Here is a 13,187-nt window from a genome sequence, read left to right as displayed (position 1 = left end):
CACCACACAAGAGCTAGATTCTAAAAATGGGCGAACATCGCTTGTGCTGCCTAGATACTCTATAATCCCTTGCTTTTGCCACTCTAGAATCTGCATTTTGCTTATCGCACATAATATTAATATAATCAATTTTGCTAACGCAAAATATTCACAAGAAAAAACTTCAAATCACTACAAAACAACCCCCTAAAACCCCATTTTTCTATTATATGTGAATCTTTAAGTCTAGATTCTTCTTGTAATTTCTCTAATAATTGTTGTGAAGAAGTGATTGGTTCAAATCTAGCACTTCTAGCAATTAAGGCAAAATCTCCAAAGCAAATATTATTTAGCTTTTCTATCGCCCTTTTAGCAAAGCTAGATTCTAAAAACGCTACATAATCGCTAATCCCTAAATGTCTCGCATATAAACCAAAGGCTTTTATGAATTTAGCAGAATCCAGCGGCTTAAACTCTACTTTCATATCAAATCGCCTGATACTTGCTTTATCTAAATTAGTCATAAAGTTTGTTGTAGCGATAAATATGCCTTCAAAATTCTCCATTTGCGTAAGCATTTCATTTACTTGGCTAATCTCCCAGCTCCGCTCCGCCTCGCTTCTATCTTGTAAAAAGCTATCTACTTCATCAAGCACTAAAATCGCTCCCTTTTTCTCTGCTTCGCTAAAGGCTTGTGCGATATTTTGCTCACTTTCTCCTACCCACATAGAGAGCAAATCACTTGCTCTTTTTAGCATTATTGGTCTATTTAGCTCTTTTGCTAAGGCTTTGGCAAATTCACTCTTGCCACTTCCTGCCATTCCGTGTGCTAAGATTCTAATGCCTTGTGCGGAGTCGCTAGAATCTAGGCTAGATTCTAGCTTGTTAGAATCTTTTGCCCCACATACATTTTTGATTTTCTCACATAAGCTTTTCATATCCACACTTGCATTAATTAAACTCATATCATAGAGCAGAGACTTAGGCTTACTTGTAGCAATGAGCTTTTGCCCTTGTAGTTTTAAATGCTCATTTAGCACTTGGATAAGGCTATCTGTAATGATTTGGCTTTTTCTCACTCTATCTTTAGAATCTTTCTTTTCAAAGCTAGATAATTTATGCTTGGCTAGAGTTTTAGCTACTTTACAAGCTGACAAAAGCACACCTTGAGAAAGGCTAGACTCACTAATTTGGCTAATAATCATAGAATCTAGTTGTATCCTTTGGGACTTTAGGGCTTTTTCTATAATTGTTTGCTTCTTCTCTTTTGAAGGAGCTTTGATCTCTAGCACGATGTCAAATCGCCGCAAAAACGCTGAGTCAATATCCGCACTATTGCTTAGAAAAATGCTTGGGATTTTCACAGATTCTAGCACTTTATTCAGCGTGTTTTTACTTGCTTTGTCTTCATTGTATTTGGGATACAAGCTGGGGAAAAACTCTTCGCACTCATCAAGCAAAATCACAGATTTATCAGCATTTAGCATAGATTGAGCCCTTATAAACTGCTCGAGTCTATCCTTTTCAATTTCGCCTTGATTGTTAATATTATGAATCTCCCATAAGTCCTTATGTAGCTCTTTTGCGATAAGGGCGGCGATTTCATTTTTACCCACGCCGGGTTTGCCATAGAGAAAAACGCTAGGATTTTTCGCATTTTTACAATAGTTTAGCAGCATATCTAACTTTTCTTTCATATAGCTAAAATCCGCTATTTCAAGTGTGCTTTTGGGGTAGATTCTAGCAAGGGATTTCATCATCTCTTGCTTACTAAAAGGCTCTATCATAAGTCTTTCAGCTAAGCCCTCTAATTCAAAATTACCATATTTAAGATTTTCATAAACAAAGTCAAACTTTCTAAGTGGCATATCCGCCATAAGTAGCTTTTGAATCTTTGTGGGACTAGTCTGCAACACACTCGCTAAAAGTAGGCAAAACTCCAAATAATCAAGCTTATCATCATAGTATCTATTCATCTTATCAAACAAGCCGATGATGTATAAAATATTTGTTTCAATCTCACTTAGTCCAAAGCACTCTTGCAAAAGGGCTAGATTCTTACGCACAAAGCTCTTGGGCTTGAGTAGATGAAAATGCGTTAAAAGATGGGGCGTGATAAACTCTGCCACCATAGCTTCATCTTTAAAATCAGCTAAATTTGCATTAAAATTTTTTCTAAAGAGTTTGAAGCAGTCATCAAAGTCTGTGGTGTGTGGGAAAAGAGACATAAGATGTGCGACAAAAAACTTTTTCTCATAGTCTTTGTCGTTGGCTATGGGCTTAAAGGGCAGGAGCTTTTGCAGGGCTTCTTTGTTAGAATCTATAAGTGTGCTTTCTGCTTTTTTTAAAGCTCTTCGCCTTCTTGCTTTAAATTTGCTTAGGACTTTATTGTCTCTTTGTGCTTGTGTTGCCATAATCACTCCTTGTGTGTATTTCAAAGTGAAATATCGCTTTGTTGAGTGAAGTTATACCACAGAGCTTTGACAGCGTTATGTCAAAAAAGTGAATTTTTTTGGAATCGTTGAGAGTTTTTTAAAAGCGAGTAAGGCAAGAATCTAATGTTAGAATCTTTACACAAGATTTTATAAAGATTCTAACTATACAAAACAAAGATTACAAAGATTTATAAACTCCAAGTTTCTAGGATAAATTCCACTAGCTTTTCGTGGCGATTATTAATAGAATCTTTATCCCATATTTCGCCATTTGCAAACTCTTTTATTTCTCTATGTTGTGCCATAGGGGATTTTTCATAGCTTTGTAGCTTATCTGCAAATGGATTATTACCAACAGAGACATTATGAGAGTCGGCAATCAGCATAAGATTCCCTATGCAATTCAAATAAGATTTCATAAACTTTTCATCATATTTACAATAGCCACTTGCGACTTTTTCGCCATTTTCTGTTTGCGGGGCGATATGCTCTATCGGCGGATTCTTGTTGTCCTGTGGCTTTTTGATTTCATCTAATGTAAATTTGTAGCCTTTAGTCCTTGCGGTTTTGCTTCGCAGTGCATTTTCATAACGCATAAAAATATAGCGAGCAATTTCATCTAAAGTGTGTTTTTCAGGCTCAAGTGCTTTTATTATATTATCGTCATTCCAATACCACTCATTATTGCATACATACTTGATGCCAGATTCAAGATTTTCTACACTATTAAAGTTTTTCAAAGCACTATTTAGTTTGTCCCTTATCTTTGCTCTAGTGCTCACAAGCTTATCTCTAAAAGCAATCACTTCAAGGGCTTTAAACACTCCCTCCAACTTCTCTTCATCATATCTAAAAAGCCGATACGCCTTAATCACAAAGGGATAGGTGGCTGCCACATTTAAATGGAGCAAATATTCTTTATAATCGCTTTTTGATTTCATAAAGGTTTTGAAATCAAAAAAGGCATCTTTAAGACTTTTTACATACTTATCAATCCAAGCAAGTTTCTCTTCACTATCCTTTATATCTTTTAGTTCTTTTTTGTAGTTTAAACTATTGTTATCTTCTCTGTAAGTAAAGCCAAATTTTGAAGTTGCGATATTAAAATATCCCAAAATAGCATCTTCATTCAGTTGCTTTATATCATTCACAACACGATAAATTTCTTTAAAAACACTTGTCATTTCATCGAGTTTAGTTTCAGCAGAATCTTTATCACTATAAGTGTAGATTTGATAGGCAAGATAGCTTTTTAGCTTTTCCATATTTGTTAAATCTTTGCCGCGATTATTTTGTAGCTCAAACATTAACACAGAATCTTTTTTGTTGCTAAATTCAAGCTTTATTATTTGTGCTTTTTGCATAGCTTGAAATATTTCTTCAAGTTGGGCCAACTCTTTGCTTTTCAATGCTTTTGTGAAAAACCTTTTTGCTTCTAAAATGCGTTCTTGTGATGGCGTTTGTGGCTTGTGTTTATTATCACTATTGGCAATAATCACATCATAAAAATAATCCCTATCGTATTCTAGGGCATTTAACTTCGACTTTTTTCTATTCTCTAAATAGTCTTGCTTGATATAGTCTAACTGCTCTTTATCATAGCCTTTAGAATCTAGCATATTGACTAAGCTTCGCACAAAAATAATAATGGTGGTAAGTCGTTGTTGTCCATCAATAATATCAAGTCTATTATTGCCGTCTTTTTCTAATAGCACATTGCCAAAAAAGTAATGATTTTCACCCTTTGTAGCTTCTTCTAAATCTTCTAAAAATGTCTTCCACTGCGGCTCTTCCCAAGAATATGCTCTTTGATACACGGGGATAAAAAATTGCTTTTCCCCTTGAAAAAACCCTTCAAGTGTAGATTCTGTTGGTTTCATTATCGCTCCTTAAAATGTAATGTGTGTGTGCGTATTATAATCAAAAAAAAAAAAATAAAGCAAGGGATTAAAGTCATTTTGCTTTCACTTTTTCTTGCCTCAATGTCAATGTTAAATTCCCTAAATCTCTCTAAAAGTAGCCCTAAATTTTCATCTGTCATTACACTTCCTTATAATTATAATTGCGTATTGTATCACATTAGCGGTGGTTGTTTATGCGCCTTATCTGCTTTTAGAATCTCAATATACCAATCAATCTCTTCATACATATACTCCCAACTAATGAAGCAAAAATATAATGAGCTTTCAATCTCTGCTATAAGCGTATCATCGCATTGTATATCCGCTTTAATAAAGCATTCAGCCACCTTGTTTTGTAAAAGTCCCCACTTGTTATCCACTGCTTTGTGGCTATATCAAAATGATGTGTTGCCTCATTATTGTATTCATCATACGGATTCATAAAATCGCTGTGCTTACGATGAGAATCTTTTGTCTTATTTGTATCTGCCATTTTGCCCCTTTACAAATGCCACTTATTCCATAAGCTAAACACTTAGCGTTACAGATATTACGCCTTGTGCGAATTGAGCTTGTGGGTTGTCCTTGAGATTGCCCTGTGTGTCAAACTCATAGCGATTGCCATTGTAGAATACATAATATTCCAAAATATTGCCCCAAATGGGTAATTTGCCTTTGTTTTTAGCATAGTGTGTTATTACCATTCCGCTTGCCATTTGTAAAATCTCCGCAAGGCTTAAATCCACTTCTTTATATTCTGGGCTAAATCCAAGCCATAAAAGCTCTTGGGCTATTGCAAGAATATGAATGGGTCTTGTGTTTGCCCCGATACGAAAATCCGTTTTGACATAAATGCGGGTTTTTTTAAGATTCTAAGATGAGTAAGCCTAGAGATAGAATCTTGTAAAACTGCTTCAAACTCGCATTGATTTACGCCTAAATCTTTTTGAGAATGTTTGGCTACTGCTAGAAAAAACTCTTTTGAGCCATACACTAAATCATAAGAAAATGTGTCTAAAAACTCTAGCAAATGTAAGGAGTCACAAAAGCATTGTTTAGCCTTTTGTGCCTTAGAGCTATTGTGATAGCCTAGAGTTTTCATATCCCATTCTCTAAGCCAAGATTGCATATAGGAAAATAGATTTTCTTGTGTGATTTGCATTGTGCCTCCCTTATAGTATTGTTTTGATAAATGAAGTTATAGCACAGAGCTTTGACAGCGTTATGACACAAATAGAGGTTTTTATAGAAACGGTGCGTAATATGAAGCAATTGAAGCGATGGATTATAAAGAATTATCAAGGATTATAAAATTGCAGGATAGAGAACAGTAAAAATAAAGCCTGTATTTATGATATACAATTCACACCCAATTTTCTATTTTTAGATTCTTAACTCTTTGAAATTCTTTTGTGTTATTTGTAATAAGTGTTAAATCATTTGCAAGAGCTACCGCTGAAATAAGCATATCCATAGCACCTATGAGAGACTTTTTGTATTCTAAATCTGCTCTAATTTTTGCATATGTAAGCGCTTCTTTATGTGCGAAATCTATTACTTCAAGGTGTGTTAGGAATGTATTAAGAGCATTTGTATTTGCTTCTTTATATTGAGATTTTTCTACACCAAAGTATAATTCAGCTACACTGATAGAGCTTATAGCAATATCGCCTATTCTGTATTGTAAAAATCTATCTTTAATATATTGCGGTTTATTATTGATAATATAAATACATATATTTGTATCAAGCATTATTTTTGCCATTCTCTATCCTGCAATATAAGTTCATCTCGCTTTATTTCGCCCTTAAAGCTATCTATTGCTGAAAATAGACTATCCCAATTTGAGTTAGCAGGCGTTAAAACAATGTTATTATTTATTTGTTTTATATTAAACTCGCAATCCTTAGTAAGATTCAATGCCTTTGGCAATCTTATCGCAAGTGAATTACCACTTTTAAATACTTTTGCTTTCATACCTAACCCCTAGTAAATATATACAACAAGTATATACAAAATTTTTAAACATTGTAAGATAAAATCCCATTGACGCCATTATGACAATCCTAACTTTTATCCTTTATAATCAGCAGGAAAACAAAAGGATTTACAATGTCCTTGCACGATTATGAAACAAAAATGGCTCGTATCAGTAAGATTTTTGCAGCATTACACAACCCTGAAAATAATGGTGTGATATGTGCGAAAGAATTAGCCAAAGAGTTTAGCGTTAGTCTTAGGACATTGCGGCGAGATGTAGAGAATATGGGTGTAGAATATAGCTACAAGAAAGATAAAATCTATTTTCACGGACACTATATAACAAAAGAAAATGATGAATTATCAATGGCATTTTTGCTTCTAAAAAGCTTTGCATATAGTATGGGTGGGGCTACAAAAACACAAATGCTTTCCTTACTTGAAAGCTTAGAATCTAAAAGCCAAGAAAATAATCGCACAGATATATTTTTCACTCGCACAAATTTAGGAGAAATTACCCTTGAGACTGAATCTATTCTGCTTTTACAGAATGCTATAAAAGAGCATATAATAATTAGCTTCAAGTTTTTACAAGAATTAAATAATACTAAAACTCACACACAAAGAGAGATAATGCCGCTAAAGATTCTAAACTTTAATGGGCAATGGTATCTTTTAGGATTAGAATCTAGTGATGAAAAAGTTTTATCTCAATAACATTGCTGATATAAAGGAAGTAAGGCAGGGTGAGAGTGTGAGTGAAGAAGTGTTGGGGCGGCTAGATAATGCTTTGAATGCGTGGTTTGTGCCTGAAGCAAAGCCTTTTATGGTGAGATTATGGGTAGATTCTAAAGTCGCAAAGTATTTTAAACGAAAGAAAATCTCGCCAAATCAGCATTTAGATGAAAATAAAGATGGCAGCCTTGATATTACTCTGCATATTACAAGCTATATGGAGATTACCCCTTTAGTGCTTATGTGGATTCCAAATGTAGTAGTATTAGAGCCACAAGAATTGAAAGATTTTATTAAAAAGAGTGTGGAGAAATATTTGAGAGTTTTAATATAAGTTTCACGAGATAAAGAGAAAGATTGAAAAGTGAAGTTTGCAAGGGAGTTTTATAAAATTGCAGTAATTTAGAATCATCTTACAAATAATAGGGTATAATCCGGGCTTAATTTTGTCAAAGTTTCAAGAGTAAGGATAGGCAATGACACAAGAAGAGCTAGATTCTCTAATGAATGGAGAGCCTGATATCGCCCAAGTAGATGAAGCTCCAGTGCAAGAAGAGGAGTTTAAAAAAGAGACTTTTGATCCTAATGATTTTCGTGTAGAAGCGGATAAGAAGTGGCCACCACCTCCACCAACAGAAGATCACAAAGTCGTTCATCAGCTTGATGAGGTAACAAAAGATACAGAGGTCAAAGGCACACAGATTTTTGATCAGCTTGAGATTATGGGCGATGGTGCGGGGAAGATTCAAAAACAGGCAAAAAATCTTAAAAAATACCTTGAAACACAAGAAGAGCTTTTCTCTAAACTTTGTGCGGCATTCCCACATATTCAAAGCTTTCAAAATGCTTTAGAATCTACGCAGTCGGTTAAGGATAATATCAAGGAGATTCTTAACGCTTCAGATGAGATTAATGACGCGTCAATGCAGGCTATGGATTTAATGCAGTATCAGGATATTCATAGGCAAAAGATTGAACGCGTTATCAATGTAATGCGAGCCTTGGCACAATATATGAACTCGCTCTTTGAGGGCAAGATTGATGATAGTAAGCGTGTGAGTTCAGCAGTATTTATCGCTGGGGACAATAAAGATGATGTGGCAAATGAAGAGGATATTGAGGCGTTGATTGCTTCATTTGGTACAAAGTAGCCTTACACACATAAGAATCTAGACTTTATTTTTTAATGAGATATGACTATGCAACAAAATACAGAATCTAACAACAATATAGAATTTACTGCTAGGGTGTCTAAAAAAGTCCAGCTTCTCTCCCCTGCTGGGAATTTGCATAAGCTAAAAATCGCCCTTGCATACGGGGCGGACGCGGTGTATGGAGGGGTGAGCCACTTTTCACTTCGCACAAGAGCGGGGAAGGAATTTAGCTATGAGGACTTTGCTAAAGGTGTGGAATACGCCCATAATCTAGGCAAAAAGGTGTTTGTTACTATTAATGGCTTTCCTTTTAACTCTCAACTTAAACTCCTAGAATCCCACATTGCTAAAATGGCTGATTTATCCCCTGATGCGTTTATTGTTGCAGCTCCGGGTGTGGTGCGTTTAAGCAAAAAAATCGCCCCGCAAATCCCTATCCACCTATCTACCCAAGCCAATGTCCTAAATGTGCTTGATGCTGAAGTGTTTTATGAAATGGGAGTGAAACGCATAGTCGCTGCACGCGAGATTAGCCTAAAAGATGCAATGGAGATTAAAAAGCATTTGCCGGATTTGGAAATTGAGATTTTTATACACGGCAGTATGTGCTTTGCGTTTTCTGGGCGATGTCTTATCTCGGCATTGCAGAGTGGGCGTGTGCCAAACCGCGGGAGCTGTGCGAATGACTGCCGATTTGATTATGAATATTTTGTGCGAAATGTGGAGAATGATGAGCTTGTGAAATTTGATGGCAGGGAGTTTTATGTCAAAAATCCCGATAATGGTGTGATGATGAGACTAGAAGAGGAAGAGGGCTTAGGGACACATATTTTTAACTCTAAGGATTTGAATCTAAGCGGACATATAAAGGAGATTTTAGATTCTGGAGCGATTGATGCACTAAAGATTGAGGGCAGGACAAAGTCAAATTATTATGCTGGGATTACCGCTAGGGCGTATCGTGCGGCAATTGATAGTTATTATAGTGGCAAAGTGGATTCTAGTTTTTATACAAACGAGCTGCAAACGCTGAAAAATCGCGGCTTTACTGATGGCTATCTTATCCACCGCCCTTATGAAAAGCTCAATACCCAAAATCACCAAACCGCCATAAGTGAAGGGAGCTATCAAGTCAATGCCGAAGTTGATGAAAGCGGAGAATGGGCGGTGTGTAAGCATACCATAAGAGTAGGGGAGGCAAAGGAGATTGTCGCACCTTTTGGGCAAAATGTGGTGTGTGGCACAAGTGAGTTAGGCGAGATATTTGTAGAAAATGGTGTGCAGTATATGCGATTTGATAGTATCTGTTTGAAAGATAATAAAGAGCTAGATTCTATCCATAGTGGCAATACTAATGCCTTTAAGCTCCCCTTGCCCTTGCCACCTTTTAGCTTCTTGCGTGAGAAGATTGAAAATTAGAATCTACACAAGGTGGTTTATGTTATTAAGCTTGTAAAGCATAGGGCTAAAGGCTTTTTGGGCGATGACAACCTGCTCCCCTATGCTAAATTCTAAGCTCTGCTCTCTATCATACACAATCCGTAGGATTTCAGCATTACACAGCACACTTATAATACAAAATAGCTCCTGCATATCAATGGCAATAATCTGCCCTACAAGCGTGATTTTCGCACTTAGTCGCTTTTGGATAAAGACTTCTTGATTGCTTCCATCACTTAGAATCTGCCCAGATTCTATAACAAAGCTCCTTGAAGCAAGTGAGAAAATTTCACTTAAACTATGGCTTACAAGCAGGGTAGTGAGATTGAAATATTTGTGAATCTTTTTTAGCTCATTTTGCAAAGTCTGTGCCATTGCGTTATCAAGGGCGGAGAAAGGCTCATCAAGCAAAAGGATTTTTGGCTTTGAGCTTAATGCCCGAGCCAAAGCCACGCGTTGAGACTGCCCACCGGAGAGTTGGGAGATTCTAGCGTTTTTAAGAGAGTGCAAATCCATAAGCTCCATAAGTTCATTGGCAAAGTTTTTATCCTGCTTGTTTTTTAGCCCAAAGCAAATGTTTTGATACACGCTAAGATGTGGAAAAAGTGCGTAGTTTTGAAAAACAAAGCCGATATGGCGTTTTTGCGGAGCGAGATGAATACCCTTTTGTGAATCTAGCCACACTTCATCGCCCACACGGATATAGCCCTGCTCTACATCATCAAGCCCGCTTAGAATCCGCAAAATACTCGTTTTCCCCGCACCACTTTTGCCAAAAAGAGCGATAAACTCACCAAAATTAATGTGCTTATCAATCTCTAAACGGAACTTGCCCTTATTGCCAAGCAGGGTTTTGTGAAAACGCAAGTGAATATCGCTCATACAATACCCTTTTTTTGAAAATGTTTGTTGAGATAAAAAATGACTAGGAGCAACACAAAGCAAATGAGAAAGAGACTTAGGGCGTATTGATGGGCTAGGGGGTAGTTAAGCGATTCTACTTCATCATAGATGGCAATACTTGCTACGCGTGTTTGATTTGGGATATTGCCCCCTATCATCATCACAACGCCAAACTCCCCTATGGTATGGGCAAAGCTCGTTACACAGCCAAGCAAAATAGCAGGAATTATATTTGGCAAAAGGACGAAAAAGAGTGTGTAGATTCTGCCTTTGCCAAGTGTGAAACTTGCTTCTTTTAAGCTTTTAGGCAGGGAAGATAGGGCTGATTTTATGGGATTTGCCATAAAGGGCAGTGAGAAAATCACACTTGCCAAGATTAAGCCTTCAAAGCTAAAGACAAGCTTGAAGTTAAAATGCTCTAGCAAAAATGCCCCTAGTGCGTTTTTTGGGCTAAAAGTGATAAGCAAATAGAATCCTAGCACTGATGGAGGTAGCACAAGAGGCATCCACACGAGCACTTCAACCACAGGACGCAATGGATTTTGCGAGAATGCCAGATAATTGCCAAGGGCTATGCCTATGGGGAGCAAAATAAGCGTGGTAAGAAATGCCACGAGAAAAGTAAGCTTCATTGTGTCAAAAAACTCTGCCATATTTGCCATATTCGCTATGAAAGTGAGATTTAAAGATTCTAAAAACTCCACTGCCTACCCCCTTTACATATACTTTTCTAGCAAAATATGGGAGCTTGGGATATGCCATTTGCAAGGCTGATTTTGGCTTATCTCTATGGGGGCAAGGCTAGGGAATAGGGCGTAAATGGGGGTAATATTTTGAGATTTTGTATTGTCTATAAAATCCTGTGAGCGTGTAGAATCTAGCGTATTTTGTGTGGTTGGCATAAGCTTAAGACGCGTGAAAAAACCGCTTGTTTGAATATCTGTGATTTGAGCTTCAAAGATGTTAAGGTGTGAAAGCAAGGTGTGTTGCGTAGAATAGAAAGGAATAATCTCATTTTCTTTAAAAGTAGCGATGACTTTGTCATTGGATACAAACTCGCAAGGCTCAAGTATGAGGCTATGAAGTGTGCCAAAGCTACATTGCAGCTCTAGCAACACACAGCCATTTTGCTTAAATATTTGAGTTACACAAGCGGGAATCTTATTCATTTGAGCCTATTTTGAGCCGTCGTAACTTATTTATCAGCCTTGTCATAGCCATATTCTTGGAAGATTTTCTCTGCCACTTTAGAAGTTAAGATATATTCTACAAACTCTTTAGCAAGCTTAGAATCTTTGCCGTGATTTGGGATAATCAAAGCTTGATTTATTGGCTTATAGGTGCTTTCATCAATGAGCGTGTAAGTGAGATGTGGAGTTTTATCCTTAATCACCATTGATAACGCACTAAAGCCTATCTCACTTGCCCCTTGCAACACATAGCTTGTCGCCTGACCGATAGAATCCCCAACACTTAGTTTTGATTTAAGCTTTTTCTCTAGCTTTTGTGATTTTAAAAACTCTTCTGCCGCTCTGCCATAGGGGGCGAGTTTTGGATTTGGAATTGCAATATGCTTGATCTTGTCATTTTTCAAAATCTCAATGCTATCTGCCTTAAAGTCGGCATTAGCACTAAAAAGCACGAGTTTGCCCTTAGCGTAGTTGCTTGGCTGACTGGGGGCTAGTTTTTCATCATAGAGTTTTTGTGGGTAGCTCATATCTGCGGCGATAAAAAGATGCGTGGGAGAGCCATTTTGAATCTGTGCATACGCCTTGCCAGAAGAGATGTAGCTCACTTCAATCTTATCTTTCTTGTGCGTTTTTAAAAACTCACTTTTAATATCTTCTAGGACATATTTAAGACTAGCAGCAGCTAGGACATTAATCTGCTCCGCCATTGCATTGACACACATAAAGGCACTTAAAGCACAAATGCTTAGGATTTTTTTCATTTTCATAGAAACTCCTTGTTGTGAAATATTTGAGACTAAATGCTATATAATTTTATATAACCAAGTCAAGTGTTTGTATCTAAAATTATATAGCAGTCAAACATTTTGCAACAAACAAGACATAAAATCGCCTATGAGACAAGAATCTACTTTGCTTTAAAATCTTCAAGGGCGGATTCTAAATCGCTTAGTCTTTTTGTCAGCTCGGCAAAGTCTTGTGAATTATCCAAATAATCAAAAAAGATATTTTTCACGCGTTCTAGCTCATTAAAAGCCTTCAACGCTTCAAAGCCAAGGGGTGTGAGCTTTGTCCCGCCTCCACCTCGTCCGCCATTGCAAGATTCTACAAGGGGGCTAGGAGAGAGCTTATTCATAATGTCTATACTATCCCACGCAGCTTTGTAGCTCATACCCATTTGTTTAGCTGCTTTTGAGATAGAGCCACTCTCTGCTATACGCGTCAGCAGTTCAGCCCGCCCAACGCCGATATAACTTTTCTCATTTTTTTCAAACCAAAATCGTGCAAATACATTCATTTTTATACTCTCAATATAAAATAATATAGCTTTTCACAGAGCCGTGTACGCCAAAGACGGTTTGTAGCTCAATATCCGCTGTGCGTGAGGGACCGGCGATAAAAATCATATTAGTAGGGAGTTTTCCATTCTCACCTTGTGCCTTAAGTGTCTGCACCCCTTCGTAGAAATTC

19 protein-coding genes are annotated in these 13,187 nt (G+C 37.0%); 4 read left to right on the top strand and 15 right to left on the bottom strand.

The features are described from left to right. Positions 1–134: 134 nt before the first annotated feature. From HCCG_RS09195 to HCCG_RS09165, 9 genes are all read right to left on the bottom strand, one after another. Positions 135–2,393, bottom strand: a complete 2,259-nt coding sequence (locus HCCG_RS09195) for an AAA family ATPase (protein WP_034548459.1) — start codon at positions 2,391–2,393, stop codon at positions 135–137. Between the two features lie 209 nt (positions 2,394–2,602). Next, a complete protein-coding gene (locus HCCG_RS09190) occupies positions 2,603–4,294 on the bottom strand; it encodes a DUF262 domain-containing protein (protein ID WP_002957237.1) in 1,692 nt (563 codons plus the stop codon). Beyond that, complete coding sequence (locus tag HCCG_RS12230) at positions 4,294–4,455, bottom strand: hypothetical protein (RefSeq protein ID WP_002957236.1); 162 nt, start codon at positions 4,453–4,455, stop codon at positions 4,294–4,296. Before HCCG_RS12230 ends, HCCG_RS09190 begins: the two co-directional genes overlap by 1 nt. 33 nt (positions 4,456–4,488) lie before the next feature. Next, positions 4,489–4,695, bottom strand: a complete 207-nt coding sequence (locus tag HCCG_RS11730; protein ID WP_002957235.1) for a hypothetical protein — start codon at positions 4,693–4,695, stop codon at positions 4,489–4,491. Further along, positions 4,611–4,808, bottom strand: coding sequence for a hypothetical protein (locus HCCG_RS09185; RefSeq protein WP_002957234.1), 198 nt, complete (start codon positions 4,806–4,808; stop codon positions 4,611–4,613). Before HCCG_RS09185 ends, HCCG_RS11730 begins: the two co-directional genes overlap by 85 nt. Before the next feature lie 34 nt (positions 4,809–4,842). Beyond that, positions 4,843–5,061 carry a hypothetical protein gene (locus tag HCCG_RS09180; protein WP_002957233.1) on the bottom strand — a complete coding sequence of 73 codons (219 nt, stop codon included), beginning with the start codon at positions 5,059–5,061 and terminating at the stop codon, positions 4,843–4,845. 44 nt (positions 5,062–5,105) lie between these two features. After that, on the bottom strand, positions 5,106–5,477 hold the full coding sequence (locus tag HCCG_RS09175; RefSeq protein ID WP_002957232.1) for a hypothetical protein: 372 nt from the start codon (positions 5,475–5,477) through the stop codon (positions 5,106–5,108). A gap of 201 nt (positions 5,478–5,678) precedes the next feature. Further along, positions 5,679–6,080, bottom strand: coding sequence for a type II toxin-antitoxin system tRNA(fMet)-specific endonuclease VapC (vapC, locus tag HCCG_RS09170; protein WP_002957230.1), 402 nt, complete (start codon positions 6,078–6,080; stop codon positions 5,679–5,681). Next, positions 6,068–6,292, bottom strand: coding sequence for an antitoxin (locus HCCG_RS09165; RefSeq protein WP_002957229.1), 225 nt, complete (start codon positions 6,290–6,292; stop codon positions 6,068–6,070). The genes vapC and HCCG_RS09165 overlap by 13 nt, the downstream gene beginning before the upstream one ends. A gap of 135 nt (positions 6,293–6,427) precedes the next feature. On the opposite strand from HCCG_RS09165, the gene HCCG_RS12630 reads away from it, so the two are divergent. From HCCG_RS12630 to HCCG_RS09145, 4 genes are all read left to right on the top strand, one after another. Then, positions 6,428–7,012, top strand: a complete 585-nt coding sequence (locus tag HCCG_RS12630; protein ID WP_002957228.1) for a helix-turn-helix transcriptional regulator — start codon at positions 6,428–6,430, stop codon at positions 7,010–7,012. Continuing rightward, positions 6,990–7,364 (top strand): WYL domain-containing protein, encoded by a 375-nt coding sequence (locus tag HCCG_RS12625; RefSeq protein ID WP_015453249.1) that lies wholly within the window; start codon positions 6,990–6,992, stop codon positions 7,362–7,364. The genes HCCG_RS12630 and HCCG_RS12625 overlap by 23 nt, the downstream gene beginning before the upstream one ends. 142 nt (positions 7,365–7,506) lie before the next feature. Further along, positions 7,507–8,181, top strand: coding sequence for a hypothetical protein (locus HCCG_RS09150; RefSeq protein ID WP_002957227.1), 675 nt, complete (start codon positions 7,507–7,509; stop codon positions 8,179–8,181). Between the two features lie 48 nt (positions 8,182–8,229). Beyond that, positions 8,230–9,603: a peptidase U32 family protein gene (locus HCCG_RS09145; RefSeq protein ID WP_015453250.1), complete on the top strand. Its 1,374-nt coding sequence runs from the start codon at positions 8,230–8,232 to the stop codon at positions 9,601–9,603. Positions 9,604–9,606: 3 nt separating this feature from the next. Here the strand turns inward: HCCG_RS09145 and HCCG_RS09140 are convergent, their stop codons facing one another. The 6 genes from HCCG_RS09140 to HCCG_RS12860 form a co-directional block, all read right to left on the bottom strand. Then, positions 9,607–10,506, bottom strand: coding sequence for an ATP-binding cassette domain-containing protein (locus tag HCCG_RS09140; RefSeq protein WP_002957225.1), 900 nt, complete (start codon positions 10,504–10,506; stop codon positions 9,607–9,609). Beyond that, a complete protein-coding gene (modB, locus tag HCCG_RS09135; protein WP_172580125.1) occupies positions 10,503–11,180 on the bottom strand; it encodes a molybdate ABC transporter permease subunit in 678 nt (225 codons plus the stop codon). Before modB ends, HCCG_RS09140 begins: the two co-directional genes overlap by 4 nt. A gap of 63 nt (positions 11,181–11,243) precedes the next feature. Next, the gene (locus HCCG_RS09130) at positions 11,244–11,696 is read right to left on the bottom strand and encodes a hypothetical protein (protein ID WP_002957223.1); all 453 of its coding nucleotides are present in this window, start codon (positions 11,694–11,696) and stop codon (positions 11,244–11,246) included. Positions 11,697–11,722: 26 nt separating this feature from the next. Further along, complete coding sequence (modA, locus tag HCCG_RS09125) at positions 11,723–12,484, bottom strand: molybdate ABC transporter substrate-binding protein (protein WP_002957222.1); 762 nt, start codon at positions 12,482–12,484, stop codon at positions 11,723–11,725. A gap of 140 nt (positions 12,485–12,624) precedes the next feature. Next, positions 12,625–13,014: a winged helix-turn-helix domain-containing protein gene (locus HCCG_RS09120; protein WP_002957220.1), complete on the bottom strand. Its 390-nt coding sequence runs from the start codon at positions 13,012–13,014 to the stop codon at positions 12,625–12,627. 10 nt (positions 13,015–13,024) lie between these two features. Further along, on the bottom strand, positions 13,025–13,187 hold a 163-nt coding region (locus tag HCCG_RS12860; protein WP_034548456.1), incomplete at its 5' end, for an LUD domain-containing protein.

It is taken from the genome of Helicobacter cinaedi CCUG 18818 = ATCC BAA-847, assembly GCF_000155475.1.
Lineage (GTDB): Bacteria > Campylobacterota > Campylobacteria > Campylobacterales > Helicobacteraceae > Helicobacter_C > Helicobacter_C cinaedi.
Note: the sequence above shows the minus strand (reverse complement) of the source record. Positions and strands in the feature narration are given on the sequence as shown.